This window comes from Mesorhizobium sp. CAU 1741 (genome assembly GCF_039839275.1).
In the GTDB taxonomy this organism is placed as follows: domain Bacteria; phylum Pseudomonadota; class Alphaproteobacteria; order Rhizobiales; family Rhizobiaceae; genus Aerobium.
This window is the reverse complement of record NZ_JBDOQP010000002.1, coordinates 1,355,212-1,376,232: the sequence shown is the minus strand read 5'-3', so window position 1 is coordinate 1,376,232 and position 21,021 is coordinate 1,355,212. Positions and strand designations below refer to the sequence as shown.

General features: G+C 64.7%; 19 protein-coding genes and 1 tRNA gene. 9 read left to right on the top strand and 11 right to left on the bottom strand.

The genetic code is table 11. From position 1 onward, the window contains the following. Nucleotides 1-20: 20 nt before the first annotated feature. Complete coding sequence (locus AAFN84_RS13505) at nucleotides 21-923, top strand: LysR family transcriptional regulator (protein WP_347515060.1); 903 nt, start codon at nucleotides 21-23, stop codon at nucleotides 921-923. Nucleotides 924-941: 18 nt separating this feature from the next. Here the strand turns inward: AAFN84_RS13505 and AAFN84_RS13500 are convergent. Further along, a tRNA-Ser gene (locus AAFN84_RS13500) sits at nucleotides 942-1,031 on the bottom strand. A gap of 213 nt (nucleotides 1,032-1,244) precedes the next feature. Between AAFN84_RS13500 and AAFN84_RS13495 the strand changes: the two genes are divergently transcribed. The 7 genes from AAFN84_RS13495 to AAFN84_RS13465 all read left to right on the top strand — a co-directional run bounded on the left by AAFN84_RS13495 (nucleotide 1,245) and on the right by AAFN84_RS13465 (nucleotide 8,123). Next, complete coding sequence (locus AAFN84_RS13495) at nucleotides 1,245-2,693, top strand: hypothetical protein (protein WP_347515059.1); 1,449 nt, start codon at nucleotides 1,245-1,247, stop codon at nucleotides 2,691-2,693. Between the two features lie 160 nt (nucleotides 2,694-2,853). Beyond that, on the top strand, nucleotides 2,854-4,158 hold the full coding sequence (locus AAFN84_RS13490; protein ID WP_347515058.1) for an ABC transporter substrate-binding protein: 1,305 nt from the start codon (nucleotides 2,854-2,856) through the stop codon (nucleotides 4,156-4,158). Nucleotides 4,159-4,276: 118 nt separating this feature from the next. Beyond that, nucleotides 4,277-5,161, top strand: coding sequence for a branched-chain amino acid ABC transporter permease (locus AAFN84_RS13485; protein ID WP_347515057.1), 885 nt, complete (start codon nucleotides 4,277-4,279; stop codon nucleotides 5,159-5,161). Beyond that, the gene (locus AAFN84_RS13480; RefSeq protein WP_347515056.1) at nucleotides 5,158-6,111 is read left to right on the top strand and encodes a branched-chain amino acid ABC transporter permease; all 954 of its coding nucleotides are present in this window, start codon (nucleotides 5,158-5,160) and stop codon (nucleotides 6,109-6,111) included. The genes AAFN84_RS13485 and AAFN84_RS13480 overlap by 4 nt, the downstream gene beginning before the upstream one ends. Further along, the gene (locus AAFN84_RS13475; RefSeq protein WP_347515141.1) at nucleotides 6,108-6,842 is read left to right on the top strand and encodes an ABC transporter ATP-binding protein; all 735 of its coding nucleotides are present in this window, start codon (nucleotides 6,108-6,110) and stop codon (nucleotides 6,840-6,842) included. The genes AAFN84_RS13480 and AAFN84_RS13475 overlap by 4 nt, the downstream gene beginning before the upstream one ends. Further along, complete coding sequence (locus AAFN84_RS13470; RefSeq protein WP_347515055.1) at nucleotides 6,835-7,542, top strand: ABC transporter ATP-binding protein; 708 nt, start codon at nucleotides 6,835-6,837, stop codon at nucleotides 7,540-7,542. Before AAFN84_RS13475 ends, AAFN84_RS13470 begins: the two co-directional genes overlap by 8 nt. 74 nt (nucleotides 7,543-7,616) lie before the next feature. Further along, on the top strand, nucleotides 7,617-8,123 hold the full coding sequence (locus tag AAFN84_RS13465; RefSeq protein ID WP_347515054.1) for a helix-turn-helix domain-containing protein: 507 nt from the start codon (nucleotides 7,617-7,619) through the stop codon (nucleotides 8,121-8,123). Nucleotides 8,124-8,193: 70 nt separating this feature from the next. Here AAFN84_RS13465 and AAFN84_RS13460 read toward each other — a convergent pair whose 3' ends face one another. The 8 genes from AAFN84_RS13460 to AAFN84_RS13425 form a co-directional block, all read right to left on the bottom strand. Further along, on the bottom strand, nucleotides 8,194-8,601 hold the full coding sequence (locus AAFN84_RS13460; RefSeq protein ID WP_347515053.1) for a F0F1 ATP synthase subunit epsilon: 408 nt from the start codon (nucleotides 8,599-8,601) through the stop codon (nucleotides 8,194-8,196). A 21-nt stretch (nucleotides 8,602-8,622) separates the two neighbouring features. Beyond that, on the bottom strand, nucleotides 8,623-10,182 hold the full coding sequence (gene atpD / locus AAFN84_RS13455; protein WP_347515052.1) for a F0F1 ATP synthase subunit beta: 1,560 nt from the start codon (nucleotides 10,180-10,182) through the stop codon (nucleotides 8,623-8,625). A gap of 67 nt (nucleotides 10,183-10,249) precedes the next feature. Beyond that, nucleotides 10,250-11,125 carry a F0F1 ATP synthase subunit gamma gene (locus AAFN84_RS13450; protein ID WP_347515051.1) on the bottom strand — a complete coding sequence of 292 codons (876 nt, stop codon included), beginning with the start codon at nucleotides 11,123-11,125 and terminating at the stop codon, nucleotides 10,250-10,252. Nucleotides 11,126-11,156: 31 nt separating this feature from the next. Continuing rightward, nucleotides 11,157-12,686: a F0F1 ATP synthase subunit alpha gene (atpA, locus tag AAFN84_RS13445; RefSeq protein WP_347515050.1), complete on the bottom strand. Its 1,530-nt coding sequence runs from the start codon at nucleotides 12,684-12,686 to the stop codon at nucleotides 11,157-11,159. Continuing rightward, a complete protein-coding gene (locus AAFN84_RS13440; protein ID WP_347515049.1) occupies nucleotides 12,686-13,246 on the bottom strand; it encodes a F0F1 ATP synthase subunit delta in 561 nt (186 codons plus the stop codon). Before AAFN84_RS13440 ends, atpA begins: the two co-directional genes overlap by 1 nt. A gap of 226 nt (nucleotides 13,247-13,472) precedes the next feature. Continuing rightward, nucleotides 13,473-13,868 (bottom strand): DUF4345 family protein, encoded by a 396-nt coding sequence (locus tag AAFN84_RS13435; RefSeq protein ID WP_347515048.1) that lies wholly within the window; start codon nucleotides 13,866-13,868, stop codon nucleotides 13,473-13,475. Between the two features lie 71 nt (nucleotides 13,869-13,939). Further along, the gene (locus AAFN84_RS13430; protein ID WP_347515047.1) at nucleotides 13,940-14,545 is read right to left on the bottom strand and encodes an isoprenylcysteine carboxylmethyltransferase family protein; all 606 of its coding nucleotides are present in this window, start codon (nucleotides 14,543-14,545) and stop codon (nucleotides 13,940-13,942) included. Nucleotides 14,546-14,615: 70 nt separating this feature from the next. After that, nucleotides 14,616-16,796 carry a primosomal protein N' gene (locus AAFN84_RS13425; protein ID WP_347515046.1) on the bottom strand — a complete coding sequence of 727 codons (2,181 nt, stop codon included), beginning with the start codon at nucleotides 16,794-16,796 and terminating at the stop codon, nucleotides 14,616-14,618. 93 nt (nucleotides 16,797-16,889) lie between these two features. Here AAFN84_RS13425 and fsa point away from each other — a divergent pair, with 93 nt between their 5' ends. After that, nucleotides 16,890-17,543 (top strand): fructose-6-phosphate aldolase, encoded by a 654-nt coding sequence (fsa, locus tag AAFN84_RS13420; protein WP_347515045.1) that lies wholly within the window; start codon nucleotides 16,890-16,892, stop codon nucleotides 17,541-17,543. A gap of 84 nt (nucleotides 17,544-17,627) precedes the next feature. On the opposite strand, the gene lptE is transcribed toward fsa, so the two are convergent. Together lptE and leuS are read right to left on the bottom strand one after the other, a co-directional pair. Then, nucleotides 17,628-18,275 (bottom strand): LPS assembly lipoprotein LptE, encoded by a 648-nt coding sequence (lptE, locus tag AAFN84_RS13415; protein WP_347515044.1) that lies wholly within the window; start codon nucleotides 18,273-18,275, stop codon nucleotides 17,628-17,630. Beyond that, entirely contained in the window at nucleotides 18,262-20,904 is a 2,643-nt protein-coding gene (leuS, locus tag AAFN84_RS13410; RefSeq protein WP_347515043.1) for a leucine--tRNA ligase, read from the bottom strand. Before leuS ends, lptE begins: the two co-directional genes overlap by 14 nt. Nucleotides 20,905-21,021: the final 117 nt, after the last annotated feature.

The window sequence follows — 21,021 nt, the reverse complement described above, 5'->3', positions numbered from 1 at the left end:
ACACCATCGGGACCCAGCCCATGAAACATCTGAAAACCCTTCAGTGCATCGGCGACGTCGCGAAGAGCGGATCGATCCGCAAGAGCGCCGAGAGGCTGTCAATCACGCCATCGGCGCTGACGCGCAAGATCCAGGATTTCGAAGCCGAGCTCGGAACGTCGATCTTCGAACGCATGCCGCAGGGCATGCGCCTCAACCCCGCCGGAGAGCTGGTGCTGCGTCACATCCGCGACCAGCTCTCGGATTTCGACAGGCTGCGCTCGCAGATCGCGGATCTGTCGGGGGTCCGGCGCGGTCATGTCTCGATCGCGGCGAGCCAGGCCTTCGCTCATGGCCTGATCCCGGACGAGATCGCGTCGTACCGCGCCCACCACCCGCTGGTGTCGTTCACCGTGCTGGTGCGCGACCACATGCACGCGGTCGAGGCAGTGTCCTCGTTCGATGCGGATGTTGCGCTGGTGATCGCGCCGCCTCCGGCGCCGGAATTCCAGCCGCTGCTGGTGCTGTTCCAGCCGCTCTGTGCGCTGATGAGCGCCGATCACCCGTTGGCCGCGTCGCAGACCGTGCGGCTGCGCGACTGCCTCAGGCATCCCATCGCGATGCCCGGCCCGTCGCTGGCGATCAGGCACCTTCTGCAGGCAGCGATCGTGCGCGCGGCCCTGCCGGTCAACACGGTCATCGAATCCGATTCCTTCGAAGTGCTGCGCAGCTATGCCGGGGGCGGCGAGGTCATCTCGTTCCAGATCAGGGCCGGAATACCGCAAGGCAGCGGCAACCTGATCGCCCGCGAGATCGACCAGCGCGACATGCCGCCGACCCAGCTCGTCCTGGGGCAATTGCGCGGCCGCTCGCTCTCAGTCGCCGCATCGAAGTTCGTCGACCAGATATCGAACAGCCTCCATTCACAATATGGCGGCGGCTGAACGCGGAAAGAGGTAGAATGGCGGAGAGGGAGGGATTCGAACCCCCGATGGGCTTGCACCCATGCCGCATTTCGAGTGCGGTGCATTCGACCACTCTGCCACCTCTCCGCGGGGCACGTGGCACCGTTTCCGGCGCGGCGCACACATAACCATTGTCGCGCAATCCCACAAGAGCAAACTGTCATCAAGCGTCGAAGGGCGGCGGCTTGCCAAAAAGCCGCTTCGCATCCTGAGACGCGATCGCCTAGTCTGGCCCCGGATGCCAAGGAAAGTTCGGGCGTGGGCAGCAGTATGGCGGGGCAGCGAAGCGATGCAGGGGGCATGACATCCGGGATCGGCAACCAGCGCTACAGCCCCGCGCGGGCCTGCGCCCTTCTCGGCGCCATGGCGATGGCGATTGCCGGCGCGCCCGGCGAGGCGCTTGCCCATGCGGCGGATCGTGGTCACGTCCTGCTGCTGCCCACGGGGTATTACCTGATCGGCGGCGCGGCCGCCGTGGCCGTCTCGTTCCTCGTCCTGACGATCGCGCCGCCGGCCGCGCTCGCCAGGTTGGCGGCATTGCGCATTGCCGCAGGCTCCCTGCCCGTCTGGCCTCGGTTCGCGTTCAGCCTGATGACCTTTCTGCTGCTCTGCGCGCTTGTCGCGACGGGGTTCATGGGTAGCCGCGATCCACTCTCCAATCCGCTTCCACTGACCGTCTGGACGCTGTTCTGGATCGGCCTGACCCTGGTCCAGGGCGTTGTCGGCAATGTCTGGTGGTGGATCGACCCCTGGTATGCGCCATGGCGTGCCTTCACCGCTCTCGGCCGAATCAATACGCCCCTCGTCAGATTGCCGGATTGGCTGGGTTACTGGCCGGCGATCGTGCAGTTCCTGGGTTTCGCGTGGTTCGAGCTGGTCTATCCCGCACCTGATGATCCCGAGCGCCTCGCCATCGCGATCATCGTCTATTTCAGCGTCAACCTCGCGGCCATGGTGGTCTTCGGTCACGCCGCATGGTCGCGGCGGGGCGAATGCCTGTCGGCGTTCCTGCGGATGATATCGACGCTCGGCGTGGTCGAAGGCACACATACCGGCAGAGGCCGGCTGGCCATCGCTCTTTGCCTGCCAGGCGCGAGGCTTGCAACCGCGCCGGCGCTCCCCGTCTCCGGTGCGCTGTTCCTGCTCCTGGCCTTGTCGTCGGTGTCATTCGACGGCTTGATGCGGACGTTCTTCTGGCTCGGTCTGTTCGACGTCAATCCACTGGAGTTCCCCGGCCGCAGCGCGGTCATGGGCATCGGCAGCTTCGGGCTCGTTGCCAGCTTCGCCGCGCTGGCGGCCGCGTTCTTCGCCGCGACCGGCCTCGGCCAAAGGATCGCATCGCGGCCAGCGACGGTTGCCTCGGCCGGCGCGCTTGTATGGTCGATCATCCCGATTTCCCTCGCCTACCATTTCTCCCATTACCTCACCACGCTGGTGATCAACGGTCAGTATGCGCTGGCTGCCCTGTCCGACCCGCTGATGAATGGCGCCGACCTGTTCGGTACCGCCGGCATGCACGTGCAGGCGGGCATGTTCATGGGGGCTGACAGCGCATGGCTGGTCTGGAACCTTCAGGCCGCGGCGATCATCGGCGGACATCTGCTGGCCGTGCTCGTCGCCCACGCGATCGCTTACCGCATTCACCGCGATGCGCGCATCGCGGCCTTGTCGCAAGCGCCGCTGGCGCTGCTCATGGTGCTCTACACTGTCTTCGGCCTGTGGCTTCTTTCTTCTCCGACCGCGATGTAAAGACAGACGAAGCCACCTCTGTTTCCGCAGCGGAAATTGGCCTGTTGCCAGTATCGCGGAATGGTGATTTAGTTTGCATACAAGCAATTTTTCCGATGGGCGAACCGCGCGGAAAGACAGCGGGCCTTCGGTCACCAGGCAGATGTCAAGGGGAACCCACATGACCGGAAATCGCAAGGCTTCAGCACTCTCGGGACTGGCAATCAACCGGCGTAGCGCGCTCAAGGGGCTCGGAGCAGCGGCCGCGATCGGCACCGCGCCCGGCTTCGTGCGCTATGCGCAGGCGCAATCGTCGGAGCCGATCAGGATCGGCTTCCAGGCCCATCGCACCGGCATCGGTGCCGCCTATGGCCGCTGGTACGAGCGCACCACCGCCGCCGCCATCGCCCGCATCAACGAGGCAGGCGGCATCAATGGCCGCCCGGTCGAGATCATCACCGAGGACGACGGCACGGACGCCGCTCGCGGCGCCGAGGTGGTCGAGAAATTCGCCAACCAGCACAAGACGGACATCGTCTACGGTACGCTGTTCAGCCATGTCGTGGTCGGCTCCGCGCCGGCGGCGGGCGAATTGAAGATCCCCTATTACGTGGTCAGCGAAGGCTATCACGTCGCCTCGGGCGCGATGAACCGCTACGTGCTGCAGCCGGGCATCACCGACGTGCGCGCGCAATGCCGCTCGGTCGCTCCGTGGATCACCTCGAATGTCGGCAAGAAGGTCACCATGATCTTCCCGGATTATGCGTTCGGCCACGACCACCGCGACTTCTTTGCCCCGGCCGTCGCCGAGCAGGGCGGCGAAGTCGTGGCGCAGATCGCCATTCCGCCGACGGAAACCTCGTTCACGCGTTACTTCCCGCAGATACCGTCCGATACCGATGTCATCTATCACGTCATGGTCGGCCCGGCCGTGCTCACCTTCGTCAAGGAACTGGGCGAGTTCTTCGGCGGCGGCGGCCCCAAGCTCTTTGGCTTCATCGATTCGCTCGAGGCCGTCGACATCACCAGCCCCGGCCTGGAGTTCCTCGAAGGGAGCCATTTCTGGGAGGGCATGCCACGCTACCAGCAGGCAGACGCCTCGCAAAACGAGATCGACTATCGCACCGCAGTCGGCGTCGACGAGAATGGCGCCAGCGTGAATGACGCCAGGGATGTCTCGACGGCCGCGCATATGTTCGGCTGCTGGGAGACGCTCTACGTCATCAAGCAGGCGATGGAGGCGGCCGACTATCGCGGCCCGGACGACCGGGCAAAGCTGGTCGAGGCAACCGAAGCGATCACCGACCTGCCAGAGGGGCCGGAGCATCCGCAGGGCGCAAAGGTGTTCAATGGCAAGGTGCACCAGGTCTACGGCAGCCAGAACATCTCGATGGTCGAAAACGGCAAGCTCAAGGTCGTCCATCGCACGTCGATCGAAGACGGCATGTACGAATCCGACACCGACTACACCAGCCAGTCGCTTTGATCCTGAACGGATCGGCGTATCGCGTGCCTGACATGCTCGCTCCTCGTGCCATCCCGCCGCGACTGCGGCGGGAGACGCCCCTCGCGAGAGCCTTCAACGGGTATCGGAACGGAAGCTGATGGGATTCGGACCGCTATTCCTGCTGGCCACGCTGGAGGGACTGGTGATGGCCGCGGTGCTGGCCCTGACCGCGCTCGGCCTGTCGCTCGTCTTCGGCGTCATGCGGGTCGTCAACGTCGCCCATGGCGAGTTCTTCATGCTGGGCGCCGTCGTTGCGTGGGCGGTATCGACCGCGTTTGCGGGGCATCCCTCGATCGGCTTCGTCGCGGCGCTGCTTGTCGCCCCGCTGGTGGTCGGCGCCGCCGCATTGGTCTCCGAGCGCCTCGTTCTTCGCCGGCTGAACTATGACCCGGAAGCCACGATCGTCGCGACGATCGGCATGCTCTACATCATCCAGCAGCTCGCGCTCACCTTTTACGGCGCCGATGCAAGGCCGGTCCAGGCGCCCTTCAACCTGCGCATCCAGTTTCCGTGGTTCGGCTATTCCGGCTACAAGCTGTTCGTCATCGCCGCCGCAATCGTGCTCATGCTTGCCACATGGTTCCTGCTGGCCCGCACCAGGATCGGGCTGGTGATGCGGGCCACCCAATACGATCGCGAGACGGCGCAGGCGTTCGGCATCCCGGTCGACCGCGTCTATGCCGGCGTCTTCGCGCTCGGCGCGATGCTCGCGGCGGTGGCCGCTGTGCTGATCGTGCCGATCCAGCAGGCGCACTACCTGATGGGGCGCGATCCGTTGCTGCTCGCCTTCATCGTGGTCATCATCGGCGGTCTCGGCAGCCTGCGCGGCACCATCGTCGCGGCGATCTTCATCGGCGTTTCCGATGGCATCATCTCGACCATGTTCTATTCGCCGACGCTGGCGAAGATGCTGGCGACGGCGCTGGTCGCCATGCTGCTCGTCTTCCGGCCGCAGGGCCTGTTCGGAACGGCCGTGCGATGAGCGGGACCGTATCCACCACGCGTGTCGTGGCCCTGCATCTGGCGATCATCGCGCTGCTGTTCGCCGCCAATTTCGTGCTGCCGGAGTATCATCGCGGCGTGTTCTCGCGCGTGCTGGTGCTCGCCACCTTCGCCATGGGCTACAACATCCTGTTCGGCTATACCGGGCTGCTCAGCCTCGGCCATGCAATGTTCTTCGCCGCAGGCCTCTATGGCGCCGGGCTGCCGCTCTATCACCTCGGCTGGAACGTGCCGCTCTCTTTCGTTTCCGGCATCGCGGCCGGTGGCGTGCTCGCCGCCGCAATTGGCGTGCTGGCGCTCAGGACGACCGGCGTCGCTTTCATGATCGTCACCTTGATGTTCGCGCAGGTGTTTTTCCTCGCCACGCTCTACTTCACGACATGGACACGCGGCGAGGAGGGGCTGGTGCTGCCGCAGCAGGCGCGCAACGCGCTGGACATCAGCCTGACCGACCCGTCGGCGCGCTACATGATCGCGCTGGCGCTGTTCTCCGTGGTGCTTCTCATCGTTCTGCGGCTCGTGCGCGCGCCCTACGGCCGAACGCTGATCGCGATCCGCGAGAACGAGGAGCGGATGCGCATGCTGGGCTACGACGTCTTTCGCGCCAAGCTTTCCGCCGTCATCCTCTCGGGCCTCTTCTGCGCCAGCGCCGGCGCGGCCTACGGGCTGCTGTTCGGCTATATCGGTTCGGGCTTCGCCTCGATCCAGTACTCGATCCTGCCGTTGCTCTGGGTGCTCCTGGGCGGTGCGGCGACGACGCTCGGTCCGCTGCTTGGCACGCTCTTCATGTTCTACATCATCGACTACACGTCCGGCCTCACGACTGCCTATCTGCTGTTCGTCGGCCTGGCACTGATCCTGCTGATCCTGTTCTTCCCGAAAGGGTTGTTGGGGAGCGTGCGTGAGAGGTGGCTGCCATGGCTGCCGTGACTCCGCTGATCGAGACGCGCGGACTGACCCGCCATTTCGGTGGATTGAAGGCCGTCGAGGCGGTGGATTTCCAGCTTGAGGAAGGAGAGATTCGCGCGATCATCGGCCCCAATGGAGCCGGCAAGACGACGTTCGTCAGCCTGATCTGCGGCCGGATTGCCCCGACCTCCGGCGAGATCATCTTCGCCGGCCGCGACATCACCAGGCTTGCCGCGCATGAGCGCGTGCTCGCCGGCATTGCCTATACGTTCCAGATCACAAGCATCTTCCCGCGCCTCACCGTCTATGACAACGTTGCGTTGCCGGTTCAGCGCAGGCTGCTCAAGCAGGGGCGCGTTACCCAGGCCGCCCTCGACGATGGTGTCGCCGATGCGTTGGCGCGCGTCGGCCTGTCGGACCGCGCCGCCACACTCGCCGGCAGCCTTGCCTACGGTCACCAGCGGCTGCTCGAAGTCGCGATGGGGCTGGCGCTGCAGCCTCGCCTGCTGATTCTCGACGAACCGACACAAGGTCTGTCCGATGGCGAGATAGAGGGTTTCATCGCGCTTGTGCGCGACATAGCCAGGGACGCCACCGTGCTGCTGATCGAGCACAACATGCCGGTGGTGATGGAACTGGCGCAGAAGATAACGGTCCTCAATTTCGGCCAGGTGCTTGCCGAGGGAACGCCGGCAGAAATTCGCGGCAATGTCGCTGTGCAGGACGCCTATCTGGGGACCGGCCATGACTGAGGCGCTCGTTGTCACCGGGCTCGACGCCTTCTACGGCGAAGTGCAGGCACTGCGCGGCTTCGAACTGTCACTGATGAAGGGTGAGGTGCTTTGCCTGCTTGGCCGCAATGGCGCCGGCAAGACGACGGCGCTCAAGGCGATCATGGGCCTTGTCAGCGTGCGCGCGGGTACCATCGTCAAGGATGGCAAGGACCTGGCGCAGCTTCCCGCCCATGAAGTGCCGAAGACCGGCGTCGCCTATGTCCCTCAGGGTCGCCGGCTGTTCGCCGAGATGACCGTGGCGGAAAATCTTGAGATCGGCCTGATGACGCGGGGCAAGGGCAAGGCCACGCGGGATGCCGTGATCGATTTGTTTCCGGTGCTGCGTGAACGCCTCAACCAGCGCTCGGGAACCTTGTCCGGCGGCGAGCAGCAGATGCTCGCGATGGCGCGGGCATTGTGCCTGGAGCCGGATGTGCTGCTTCTCGACGAACCGACTGAGGGCCTGATGCCGTCGATGATTGCGCGCATCCGCGAAACCGTCGCTGCATTGCGCGAGCGCGGCGTCTCGACGATTCTCGTCGAGCAGCGCGTCGACGCCGTTCTTTCGCTCGCCGACCGCGTCGCCTTCATTGAGAACGGGCAAAATCGTGAAACCGTCCCGGTAGACGCCGTGCGCGCCTACCCGGGCTTTCTGCACCGCTATGTGGGCGTCGGCTGAAGCGCTGGCGCTTGCCTCCCGGCCACCCGCCGCATATCTGATATGAATCTGCAAGCGGTTCGCGGGGAAAGATGATGGATGACGTCCATCGATCGGGCTGCCCGATCAATCTCACACTGGAAATCCTGGGCGACAAATGGAGCCTCCTGGTGATTCGTGACATGATGTTCGGCAATCGCCGGCATTATCGCGAACTCCTGACCCGTTCGGAGGAAGGCATCGCCTCGAACATTCTCGCCGATCGGCTCAAGCGCCTGGTTCGCGAGGGTGTGATTTCGCGTTCAGACGATCCCTCGCACAAGCAGAAGGCGATCTACAGCCTGACCGAACGCGGCATCGAGCTTCTGCCAGTCTTCGCCATGATCGGGGCATGGGGGCGTCGCTGGCTTCCGGCAAGCGCGGAACTGAGTATCCGCGCTCAACTGCTGGAGGAAGGCGGCCCTTCGATGTGGGAGGCGTTCATGTACGAGTTGCGTGCTGATCATCTAGGCCGTGGCGGCGTGCCGGCCGATGGTGGCGTCCGCCAGCAACTGCAGACAGCCTACGAAGCTGTGGTCGCCGGCAGCAGGCCGCCATCCTGATCTCCAGCAAGCCCCAAAACGCAAAAAGGCCGCCAGGAGGCGGCCTTTCCACATCAGCGGCGGCCGACGGCTACGCAGGCAGGATAGCGCCTTCGAGCGTCGTCAACTGGCCGAGCAACTGTTCGGCCTTGGTGCGGGAATCGTCGTCCTTGGCGTCCGCCGCGTCTTCCTTCGCATCCTGGATGCGCCGGGCGAGGTCGTCGCGGTTGATGTCCTTCACGGCGATGGCGGATTCCGCCAGCAGCGTGCAGCCTTCCGGCAGGATGTCGGCAAAGCCGCCGAACACGACGTAGCGTTCTTCGGCGCCGGCAGCGAGCTTGACCGTCACCACGCCCGGCTTGACCGTGGTCATCACAGGTGCGTGGTTGGCCATAACCGTCATCTCGCCTTCCGTTGCCGGAATGATGACGGACTCGACCTGCTCCGAGACGAGGAGCCGCTCGGGCGAGACCAGTTCGAATTTGAACGCTTCAGCCATGTGGTTCCCAGTTCAGTCGGATCAGGCAGCTTCTGCGGCGAGCTTCTGTGCCTTCTCGACCGCCTCTTCGATGCTGCCGACCATGTAGAAGGCGGCTTCGGGAAGGTGGTCGTATTCGCCGGCAACGAGGCCCTTGAAGCCCTTGATGGTATCGGCGAGGTCGACAAGCTTGCCCGGCGCGCCCGTGAACACTTCAGCGACGAAGAACGGCTGCGACAGGAAGCGCTCGATCTTGCGCGCGCGGGCGACGGTGAGCTTGTCCTCTTCGGAAAGCTCGTCCATGCCCAGGATGGCGATGATGTCCTGCAGCGACTTGTAGCGCTGCAGCGTCTGCTGCACGTCACGGGCCACCGCGTAATGCTCTTCGCCGACGACCTGCGGGTCGAGCATGCGCGAGGTGGAATCGAGCGGATCCACGGCCGGGTAGATACCCTTCTCGGCGATCGAGCGGTTGAGCGTCGTCGTCGCGTCAAGGTGCGCGAACGAGGTCGCCGGCGCCGGGTCGGTCAGATCGTCGGCAGGAACGTAAATCGCCTGCACCGAGGTGATCGAACCCTTGGTCGTTGTCGTGATGCGTTCCTGCAGCGCACCCATGTCGGTGGCGAGCGTCGGCTGGTAGCCCACGGCCGACGGAATGCGGCCGAGCAGAGCCGACACTTCCGAACCCGCTTGGGTGAAGCGGAAGATGTTGTCGACGAAGAACAGAACGTCCTGGCCCTGGTCGCGGAAATACTCTGCAACCGTCAGGCCGGTGAGGCCGACACGCGCGCGCGCACCGGGCGGCTCGTTCATCTGGCCGTAGACGAGTGCCGCCTTCGATCCTTCGCCGCCGCCCTTCTGGTTGACGCCCGACTCGATGAACTCGTGATAGAGATCATTGCCTTCGCGGGTCCGCTCGCCGACGCCGGCGAACACCGAGTAGCCGCCATGCGCCTTGGCGATGTTGTTGATCAGCTCCTGAATGAGAACCGTCTTGCCGACGCCGGCTCCGCCGAACAGGCCGATCTTGCCGCCCTTTGCGTAGGGAGCCAAAAGGTCGATGACCTTGATGCCGGTCTCCAGGATCGCCGATTCGGTCGACTGCTCGACATATTCGGGCGCCGGAGCGTGGATCGGGCGCATCTCGGTCGCGCCGAGCGGGCCTTCTTCGTCGATGGCCTCGCCGATGACGTTGATGATGCGGCCGAGCATCTGCGGACCGACAGGCACGGAGATCGGACCGCCGGTGTCGGTGACGGCCTGGCCGCGCACGAGACCTTCGGTGGAGTCCATGGCGATCGTGCGCACGGTGTTTTCACCAAGGTGCTGCGCGACCTCGAGGACGAGGCGGTTGCCCTGGTTGTCCGTCTCAAGCGCGTTCAGGATCGCCGGCAGGTCGCCTTCGAAGGAGACGTCGACCACGGCGCCGATGACCTGGCGGACCTTGCCGGTGGCGCCCGAAGCCCGGACAGGGCTCGTGGCATTGGTCTTTGCTGCCGCGGCGCGAGCCGGCGCGGGCTTCTTGGCCGCCGGCGCCTTTGCAGCGGCAGCCTTGGGCTGTGCTGCGGCCGCGGCCGTCTTGGGGGTAGCTGCTTTAGCCATCGTGAATACCCTCTTTCGTGTTCCAGTGGTCCGTCCGGGTGCCGGGAACTCCCGGCGCCCGTCGGCGCTAGAGCGCTTCCGCGCCCGAAATGATTTCGATCAGTTCCTTGGTGATCTGGGCCTGGCGCTGACGATTGTAGGTGATCGACAGCTTGCCGATCATGTCGCCTGCATTGCGCGTCGCGTTGTCCATGGCCGTCATCTTCGCACCCATCTCGCCGGCTGCATTCTCGAGCAGAGCCCGGAAAACCTGGACCGAGATGTTGCGCGGGATGAGATCGGAAAGGATTTCGCTCGCGTCCGGCTCATATTCGTAGATCGCCGAACCGCTTTCGCTCTCCTCCACGACAGGCGTCGAGGCGGGGATGAGCTGCTGCGCGGTCGGAACCTGGCTGATCACCGACTTGAACTGCGAATAGAAAAGCGTCGCGACGTCGAACTGGCCTTCGTTGAACAGTCCGATCACCTTCTTGGCGATCGCGTCGGCATTGACGAAGCCGACCTGCTTGACGTCGCGCAGCTCGATCCGGTCGATGATCTTGTCGGAAAGGTCGCGACGCAGGATGTCGTAGCCTTTCTTGCCGACCGTGATGATCTTCACCGTCTTGCCTTCGGCGATCAGCCTGCGGGCATGGTCACGGGCAAAACGCGCGATCTGGCTGTTGAAACCGCCGCACAGGCCGCGCTCGGCGGTCGCGACGATCAACAGGTGAACGTCGCTCTTGCCGGTGCCGGTCATCAGGGCCGGTGCATCCGCGCTGTCCACCGCCTTGCCGATATTGGCCATCACCGCCGCCATGCGCTCCGAATAGGGGCGCGCGGCTTCGGCCGCCTCCTGGGCGCGGCGCAGCTTCGCCGCGGCGACCATCTGCATCGCCTTGGTGATTTTCTGCGTCGCCTTGACCGAGGCGATGCGGTTGCGAAGGTCTTTCAGTGAAGCCATGCGGCTGCCCTTGCTCCGTTACGCTCTAAACTCAGGCGAAGTTCTTCGCGAAAGCGTCGATCTCTGCCTTGAGCTTGGCGCGCAAATCGTCCGACAGCGCCTTCTCCTTGCGAATGGCCTCGAGCACGTCCTTGCCGTCCGAACGAAGATGCGACAGCAGGCCCTGCTCGAACTTGCCGACCTGCGAGACGGGGAGCTTGTCGAGATAGCCCTGCGTTCCGGCGAAGATCACCGCCACCTGCTCCTCGGTCTTGAGCGGCGAGAACTGCGGCTGCTTCAGGAGCTCGGTGAGACGGGCGCCGCGGTTGAGCAGGCGCTGCGTGGAGGCATCGAGGTCGGAGCCGAACTGCGCGAACGCGGCCATCTCGCGGTACTGCGCGAGCTCGCCCTTGATCGAGCCGGCGACCTGCTTCATCGCCTTGATCTGCGCGGCGGAGCCGACGCGAGACACCGACAGGCCGACATTCACCGCCGGGCGGATGCCCTGGAAGAACAGGTTGGTCTCGAGGAAGATCTGGCCGTCGGTGATCGAGATCACGTTGGTCGGGATGTAGGCAGAGACGTCGTTGGCCTGCGTCTCAATGATCGGCAGCGCCGTCAGCGAACCGGCGCCGAGATCGTCGTTCATCTTCGCCGCGCGCTCGAGAAGGCGCGAATGCAGGTAGAAGACGTCGCCAGGATAGGCTTCACGGCCCGGCGGGCGGCGCAGCAGCAGCGACATCTGTCGGTAGGCCACGGCCTGCTTGGACAGATCGTCATACCCGATTAGCGCATGCTGGCCGTTGTCGCGGAAATATTCCGCCATGGTGCAGCCGGCCATCGGAGCCAGATACTGCATCGGGGCCGGGTCGGAAGCGGTGGCGGCGATGATGATCGAGTATTCGAGCGCACCGCGCTCCTCGAGCACCTTCACGAACTGCGCGACCGTCGAGCGCTTCTGGCCGATGGCGACGTAGACGCAATAGAGCTTCTCGGAATCCGGACCGGAAACGTGGACCGACTTCTGGTTCAGGATCGTGTCGAGAATGATGGCGGTCTTGCCGGTCTGACGGTCACCGATGACCAGCTCGCGCTGGCCGCGGCCGACCGGGATGAGGGCGTCGATGGCCTTGAGACCGGTCGACATCGGCTCATGCACCGACTTGCGGGGGATGATGCCCGGCGCCTTGACGTCGACGCGGCGACGCTCGGTGGCCTTGATCGGGCCCTTGCCGTCGATCGGATTGCCGAGCGCGTCGACGACGCGGCCGAGCAGGCCCGGACCCACGGGAACGTCAACGATTGCGCCGGTCCGCTTGACGACGTCGCCTTCCTTGATGTCGCGGTCGGCGCCGAAGATGACGACGCCCACATTGTCGGCTTCAAGGTTGAGCGCCATGCCGCGAATGCCGCCGGGGAACTCGACCATCTCGCCGGCCTGGACATTGTCGAGGCCGTAGACGCGGGCGATACCGTCACCGACGGAAAGCACCTGACCGACTTCGGAAACCTCGGCCTCCTTGCCGAAATTCTTGATCTGATCCTTGAGAATTGCGGAAATTTCCGCGGCACGGATATCCATCAGCCGACCTCTTTCAGTGCGAGCTTAAGCGAAGCGAGTTTGGTTTTGAGCGACGTGTCGATCTGGCGCGAGCCAATCCTGACGACGAGGCCGCCGAGAAGCGAGGGATCCACCGTCAGCTTGAGTGTCACGTCCTTGCCGGCAACGCTTTTCAGCGCGGCCTTCAGTTCGTTCTGCTGGGCGGCGGAAAGATCGTGGGCGGAGGTGACGTCGGCCACCACTTCCCCGCGCGCCGCTGCCGCAATCGCGGAGAATGCGCGGATCATTCCGGGAACGGCGAAGAGACGGCGGTTGCGGGCGACGACGCGCAGGAAATTGCCTGCGAGACCCGTCTGACCGGCCTTGTCGAGGATCGCCGATATTGCCTTGAGCTGATCCTCGGCGGAGAACACCGGGCTTTCGATCAAGCGCTGCAGGTCGGGGCTGCCTTCCAGCAGCGCCTCGAAGCGCGCGAGATCCTTCTCCACCTGAGCCACCGCGTTGGCCTCGGCGGCAAGTTCGTAGAGCGAACCCGCATACCGTTCAGCCACCGTGGAGATCATCGAGCCAGACTGTGCCACGGACTGTCTTCTCTCTCTGCCTGACAGGCCGCAAGATTTGATGCTGGAGCGTCAAACTCTGGCTAAATCTTTGACCTTGTTGAAGTTTCCTGACCGGGACTACGGGCTGGCCGCATCCGCCGGTCAAAAGTCGCTTGCCGTCTAGCACAGGCTTCCATGACTCGCAACACGCCGCAAAAGATGGATTTGTGGCAGTTTTGTCGCAGCCGGCGGTCTTTGCCGAGAATCAGGCGACGAAGCCGAGCACGAAAGCGAGCACGAGGCCGGCCAGCACGACTTCCACGATCAGCCAGATCCAGTTTGCCAGCGTATTGCCGCCGTCCGACAGCATCGAGATGACGCGGCCGAACGCGGTCAGCGCCCAGCACAGGCCGAGCGTCAGGTAGAGAAGCGGCTGCGCGAGCAGGATGCAGGCCATTCCCACGCCGACATAGAAACCGGAAATCGTCGCACGCGCCTCGCCGACCGCCTCTGGATGGTTCGGTACCGCCTGCAGCCGCAATGCCTTGAGCATCAGGCGCGGGGCGAAAAGCATCAACAGGCCGTAGAGCAGGGTCACGGCCGCAACCGACCATGCCAGCCATTCGCCCTGGCTCATCGGCCACGGAAACGCGAATTCCATGTTTCATCCCCTCGAATCGCGGCCGGACGATACCCGATTGCGCGATGTCTGTCTCGTTTGAAGACGGTCGGTCAGGGAAGCCTGAAGAGGATCGGCAGATAGCCGCCATCCTGAAGATGCTCGACGAGTTCGATCGCCGGAAACGCGGCGAAGAACAGCAGCCCGTCGAGGAAGGTGCGCTTGAGCGCGGCTGGAGAGAAGGTTACGTCACCGGCCTCCCGGTAGTGCGTGGGGTTCGGCCAGAACAGAGGTGTCCGGCTCGCATATGTAGCGTAGCGCGATCCAAACAGCGTCTCCAGGTGTGCGGCCTCCTTGCGCGCCGTGGCAGCCAGCACCAGCCACGTCGCAAGGCCCAGCATCAGTGTCAGCGTCACCGAGCCGACGAACAGGCCAACGCCGGCGGCGCCGAGCACGGAGAAGAAATAGAGAGGGTTGCGGCTGATCGAATATGGGCCGTTGGTGACGAGCTCCTGGTTCTTGCGCGAGCCGATATACAGGATGCTCCACATCCGCCCGGCGACGCAGGCCGAAACCAGCCCGAGACCGACGAGCTCGATCATCTCGTGCCCGTCTCCCGTCAAGGCGGGGTGCGCGAACAACAGGGAAGCCACGAGCAGCAGCCCTCCCGTCTGCAGGAGCCGGATGCGCATTCTCTGGTTGACGGGCTGGGACGACATCGGGCGACCTGATCTCGGTTGGGAAATCCGTCTGTCGACCCGGTTTGCAGCAAATTTACGGCGGAAAGGGCTACAGGAAACTTTGAGGATCGATATCCGTCTGGACGCGGATCGACCCGCGCACTTTCGGCCCGGCGGCGAGAAGCGCGCGCAGGAACGCTTGCATGTCCGAACTCTTCTCCCCGTGCACCAGCAACCGGAAGCGGTGGCGGCCGGCTATCAACGCCAACGGCGCTTCGGCGGGACCAAGCACGGCGATGTCGGCTGCCGCCGGCGCGCTTCGCCGCAGCGCGCGCGCATGTCCCTCGGCCTCGGCGCGCGTCGCCGCGCTGACGATGATCGAAGCAAGGCGGCCGTAGGGCGGCAGATGCGCCTTCTCGCGCTCGACGATCTCCTGCTCATAGAAGGCATCGAGATCGCCCGACACGATCGCCCGCATCACCGGATGCGCCGGCTGGTAGGTCTGGATCAGACCGTGGCTCTTGCGGCCCGTGCGGCCCGCGCGGCCCGTAACCTGGCTGAGCAGTTGGAACGTACGTTCGGCGGCGCGCGGATCGCCGTTGGCCAGCCCGAGATCGGCATCGACGACGCCGACCAGCGTCATGTTGGGAAAGTTGTGGCCCTTGGCGACAAGCTGCGTGCCGATGACGATGTCGGCCTCGCCCTTGGCGATGGCGTCCAGTTCCAGTCGCAGGCGTTTCACGCCGCCAAGCATGTCTGAGGACAACACGATCGTGCGCGCATCGGGGAAATGCGCGACCACCTCTTCGGCGATGCGCTCGACGCCCGGGCCGCAGGCAACAAGATGGTCGAGCGTGCCGCATGCGGGACAGGCTTCAGGCCGCGGCTCGTTGTGGCCGCAGTGGTGACAGACGAGTTGCCCGCGAAACCGATGCTCGACCAGCCAGCTCGAACATTCCGGACACTGGAATCGATGCCCGCAAACCCTGCACAGCGTCAAGGGCGCATAGCCGCGCCGGTTGAGGAACAGCAGCGCCTGTTCCCCTTTCGCGACCGTCTTCTCCATTTGCTCCAGGAGGATGGGCGACAGGAATCCGCCGCGCGCCGGAGGCGATTTGCGCATGTCGATGGCGGCGAGCTCCGGCAGCGCCGCCTCCGCAAAGCGTGCCGGCAGCACGACGCGGCCGTAGCGGCCGTGGGCGGCGTTGACCCGGGTCTCCACGGATGGCGTTGCCGACGCCAGCACGACCGGAAAATCGCCGATGCGCCCGCGCACGACGGCCATGTCGCGCGCATTGTAGAAGACGCGATCCTCCTGCTTGTAGGCCGGGTCATGTTCCTCGTCGACGACGACGAGCCCGAGGTCGCGGAACGGCAGGAACAGGGCCGAGCGCGCGCCCGCCACGACGCGGACGCGCCCCTCCGCCACCTGCCGCCAGACGCGCTCGCGCATCCTCGGCGACAGGTCGGAATGCCATTCCGCCGGCTTGGCGCCGAAACGATCATGGAAGCGGTCGAGAAAGGCCGTCGTCAACGCGATCTCGGGCACCAGCACCAGAACCTGCCGCCCCGCCTCGATCGCCGCCGCGATCGCCTCGAAATAGACTTCCGTCTTCCCCGAACCCGTCACGCCGTCGATCAGCGTCACCGAAAACCCCTCGGTGGCCTTTTCACGCAGCGCCCGTGCCGCTTCCTGCTGGTCGGGAGAAAGGTCGGGAGCCCCGTAGCCCGGGTCCGGTGCCGCGACCACCGGCGGCACCGGTATCTGCACCTCCTCGAACAGACCCTGCGCCTTCAGGCCGTCGACGACCGTCAGCGACGTGCCCGCCGCATGGGCCAGGCCGGATCGGGTCCAAGCCATGCCGTCGCGCGCCAGTTCGAGGACACGCGTGCGCGCGGCCGTCACCCGGTCGGGTTCGCCGCCGGTCCAGCGCAAGCCGGCCAGCGGGGGTTCGGGATCGAACGCTGCCGGAGCGCGCAGGAACATGCGCGCCACCATGCCGGGCGCCGACAGCGTGTAGGCTGCGACCCAGTCGACGAACCGGCGCGACGGTTCGTCGATCGGCGGGCACTCGAACACCTCCGAGATCGGCCGCAGCTTCTTGGCGTCGACCTTGTCGGTGGGCGTATCCCAGACGATCCCTGCCACTTCTCGCGGTCCGAGCGGCACCCGCACGATCGAGCCCGGCCGGACCGACATGCCGGTCGGGACCGCATAGGAATAGGGCCGCTCCGCCGGCATCGGCACCATCACCGGGACGACCTGACGCATGTCCGAATCTTCGCTCATCGGACGTGACCTTGCCCGCTTCTTGCTTTAGAGCAAGGGGCGATCGAGAACAGGCGGGCAACAGCCGCCAGCAAACCATCAGGGAAGAAAGCCATGAAGTTCTTCGTCGACACAGCCGATGTGAAGGAAATCCGCGAGCTCAACGATCTCGGGCTGCTGGACGGTGTCACCACCAATCCGTCGCTAATCCTCAAATCCGGCGGCAACATCACCGAGGTCACGAAGGAAATCTGTTCGATCGTATCGGGTCCGGTTTCCGCCGAGGTCGTGGCGACCGAATATGACGGCATGATGCGCGAGGCGGCGGTCCTGTCCAAGATTGCCGACAACATCTGCATCAAGCTGCCGCTGACCTTCGACGGCCTCAAGGCCTGCAAGGCAATCACGTCAGAGGGGCGCCAGGTCAACGTCACGCTGTGTTTCTCGGCCAACCAGGCGCTGCTGGCCGCCAAGTCCGGCGCGAGCTTCATCTCGCCCTTCGTCGGCCGCATCGACGATATGGGCACCGACGGCATGGAGCTGATTTCCGAGATTCGCACTATCTACGACAACTACGATTTCAAGACCGAGATCCTGGCCGCGTCGATCCGTACCGTGAACCACGTCAAGCAGGCCGCCCTCATCGGCGCCGATGTCGTCACGGTCCCCCCGGCAACGCTCAAGGCGCTCGTCAAGCATCCGCTCACCGACAAGGGCCTCGAGGCCTTCCTGGCTGACTGGGCCAAGACCGGCCAGACCATCGGCTGACTAGCTACGCCTCCAATCGAAAACGCCGCGCGACTGAAAACTGCGCGGCGTTCTGCTATCCGGATTTGCTCTACGAAGGACCTGTCACTGCCGCCGTGGAAACGACCCCGTTTCGCCGATGCGGCGACGGTCGACGTCCTCTGGCGTCGTGACGATGTCGGGAACCGACGTTGACGTCGCCCGCTGGAGTTCCTGCGCCACCACGAGGCGCAACACCTCGGCAAGCTCGCGTGCCGCGCGGTTTTCCGCGTCGCGCACCGCCCGCTGGGAAGCATAGTTCTGGCCAGGATTGTCGAACGGCGCCTGCACTGCACGGGTTCCCGCCGACACCACGCGACCGGTATCCGCTTCCACAAGCGAATAGTCGCTGCGCAGCGCCAGGAACCCGGAAGACGGCTCCAGAGTCACGTCGGACACGCTGATCGATGGTCCGCGTGACACATGCGCCACGGTGGCCAGTTGCAGCCTGTAGGCCGGATTCGCCGGCTGGCCGCCACCTCCGCCAAGCAGGAAGATCAGGTGATTGCGCAATTCCTGTCCGACTCGATCGGTGGCTTCCGTCACCTCGACCGAAGCGAGTTGCGCCGCCACACCGCCGTCCTGCGGCGAGATGGAAGCAGTCGAAGTGCCATAGAGCGGCGTTACCGTGCAACCGGCAACCGATGCCAGCATCACGGCCATTGCCGCCACTTTCACGAAACGCCCCCTCGGGCCGGCATCAGACGACGACATTGACGATCCTTTGCGGCACGACGATCACCTTGCGCGGAGATTTCCCGTCCAGCGCGGCGCGCACGACATCGAGCGCCAGCGCCGCTTGTTCGACGGCAGATTGATCCGCGTCGCGCGCGATTGTCAAATCGGCGCGCTTCTTGCCGTTGATCTGCACCGGCAGGGTGATTTCGTCATCGACGATGAGGTCGGCATCGAACGCCGGCCATGGCTGATTCGCCACCAGGCCATGGCAACCCAGTTCCGCCCAACATTCCTCGGCGAGGTGCGGCGTCATTGGCGCGATCATCTTGACCAGCGCTTCGACAGCTTCGCGCAGCGCCGCCTTTGCCGGCGTGTCCGCCGATGCGGCGCCAGCAACCCATGGCGACAGCGTGTTGACGAGTTCGTAGAGGCGCGCGACCGCCTTGTTGAAACCGAGCTTCTCGATGTCCTCGCCGACCGCCTTGATGGTCTTGTGGGTAGCCTTGGAGACAGCCCCGGCATCGCCCTCGCGCGCGAACGACGGCGCGACGCCAGCAAGCGCGGGAGCACCCTCCGCCACCAGGCGCCAAACGCGCTGAACGAAGCGATGCGCGCCCTCGACGCCAGACTCTGTCCAGATCACGTCGCGCTCGGGCGGCGAATCCGACAGCATGAACCAGCGCGCCGTATCGGCGCCGTAGCTGGCGATGATGTCGTCGGGGTCGACGACGTTCTTCTTCGACTTCGACATCTTCTCGATCGAGCCGATCTCGACCGGGTCGCCGCTCGAATTGAGCACCGCGCTGCGTTTGCCGTCCGCTTCGGACACGGTGACTTCCGCCGGCGTTACCCAGGTCCCGTTGGCGCCGCTGCCGAGCCGGTACGTCTCGTGAACGACCATGCCCTGCGTGAACAGGCCCTCGAAAGGCTCTTCGACCACGTTGAGATGGCCCGTCGCCTTCATCGCACGGGCGAAGAAGCGCGAATACAGAAGGTGCAGGATCGCGTGTTCGATGCCGCCGATATACTGGTTGACGGGCAGCCAGCCAGCAGGGCCGTCGACATATTTCAGCGTCGTCGGCTCCATCTCGTTCCAGGGATCGGTGAACCGGGCGAAGTACCAGGACGAGTCGACGAACGTGTCCATCGTGTCCGTGTCGCGGCGCGCGTCCTTGCCGCAGTTCGGACAGGCGACATGTTTCCAGGTCGCATGATGGTCGAGAGGATTGCCCGGTCTGTCGAAGGAAACGTCATCGGGCAGCAGCACAGGCAACTGGTCAGCGGGCACCGGCACCGCGCCGCAATCGTCGCAGTGAACGACCGGAATGGGGCAGCCCCAGTAGCGCTGGCGCGAAATCAGCCAGTCGCGCAGGCGGAACTGCACCTTGCGGCTCGCCTGCGGCCTGCCGTCGATCGTCACGCCCGACAGCCGTTGCGCGACTTCATCGAAGGCGTCCGCCGGCTTCATCCCGTCGAGAAAGCGCGAATTGATCATCACGCCGTCGCCGGTATAGGCTTCCTCTGTGATCTGGAACGTCGCCGCGTCGGCATCGCCAGGCATGACCACCGGCACGACGGGCAGGCCGTATTTGTTGGCGAAGTCGAGATCGCGCTGGTCGCCGGATGGGCAGCCGAAGATCGCCCCCGTGCCGTAATCCATCAGCACGAAGTTGGCGACATGCACCGGCAACGTCCAGCTCTCGTCGAACGGATGCACCACACGGATGCCGGTATCGAAGCCCTTCTTCTCGGCCGTCTCCAGCACTTCGGCCGACGTGCCCGACCGCCGCACTTCCTCAATGAAGGCGGCGAGCGCGGGATTGTTTTCGGCCGCCTTGCGCGCCAGCGGATGATCCGCCGCGATCGCCATGAACGAAGCGCCGAAGATCGTGTCGGGTCGCGTGGTATAGACTTCCAGTTCGCTCTCGCCTGCGGGCGCGGTGGCCGGGTCCAGCTTCCAGCGGAGTTGCAGGCCTTCGGACCGGCCGATCCAGTTGGCCTGCATCAGCTTGACCTTCTCCGGCCAGCGATCGAGCGTATCCAGCCCGTCGAGCAGGTCCTGCGCCATCGACGTGATCTTGAAGAACCACTGCGTCAGGTCACGCTGCTCGACCTCGGCGCCGGAGCGCCAGCCCTTGCCGTCGATCACCTGCTCGTTGGCGAGCACGGTCATGTCGACCGGGTCCCAGTTGACCTTGGCATTGCGGCGCTCGACCAGCCCCGACTTCCAGAAGTCGAGGAACATCTTCTGCTGGTGGCGATAGTAGGACGGATCGCAGGTCGCGAATTCGCGCGCCCAGTCGAGCGACAGGCCCATCGTCTTCAACTGGCCCTTCATCGTCTCGATATTGGCGTAGGTCCAGTCGCGCGGGTTGACCTTGTTGTCGCGCGCGGCGTTTTCCGCCGGCAGGCCGAAGGCGTCCCACCCCATCGGGTGCAGCACGTTGAAGCCCCGGGCGCGCTTGTAGCGCGCGACCACGTCGCCCATCGCATAATTGCGCACATGGCCCATGTGGATCCGGCCCGAGGGATAGGGAAACATCTCGAGCACGTAGTACTTCTCGCCCGGCGCATCGTTCTTCGTGGCGAAGAGCTGTGCGGCGTCCCAGGCCTTCTGCCATTTGGGTTCGGATGCGCGGGGGTTGTATCTCTCGACTGGTGGCATGGCTTTAGATTTTCACCTAGAAGACGCTGGCGATGCAGAATCGGGCAATTTGAACAATCGCGTGCATTGTCACGGGAAAGTTGAAAGTTGCCATGCCTTCACCACGGTTTCCCGGAC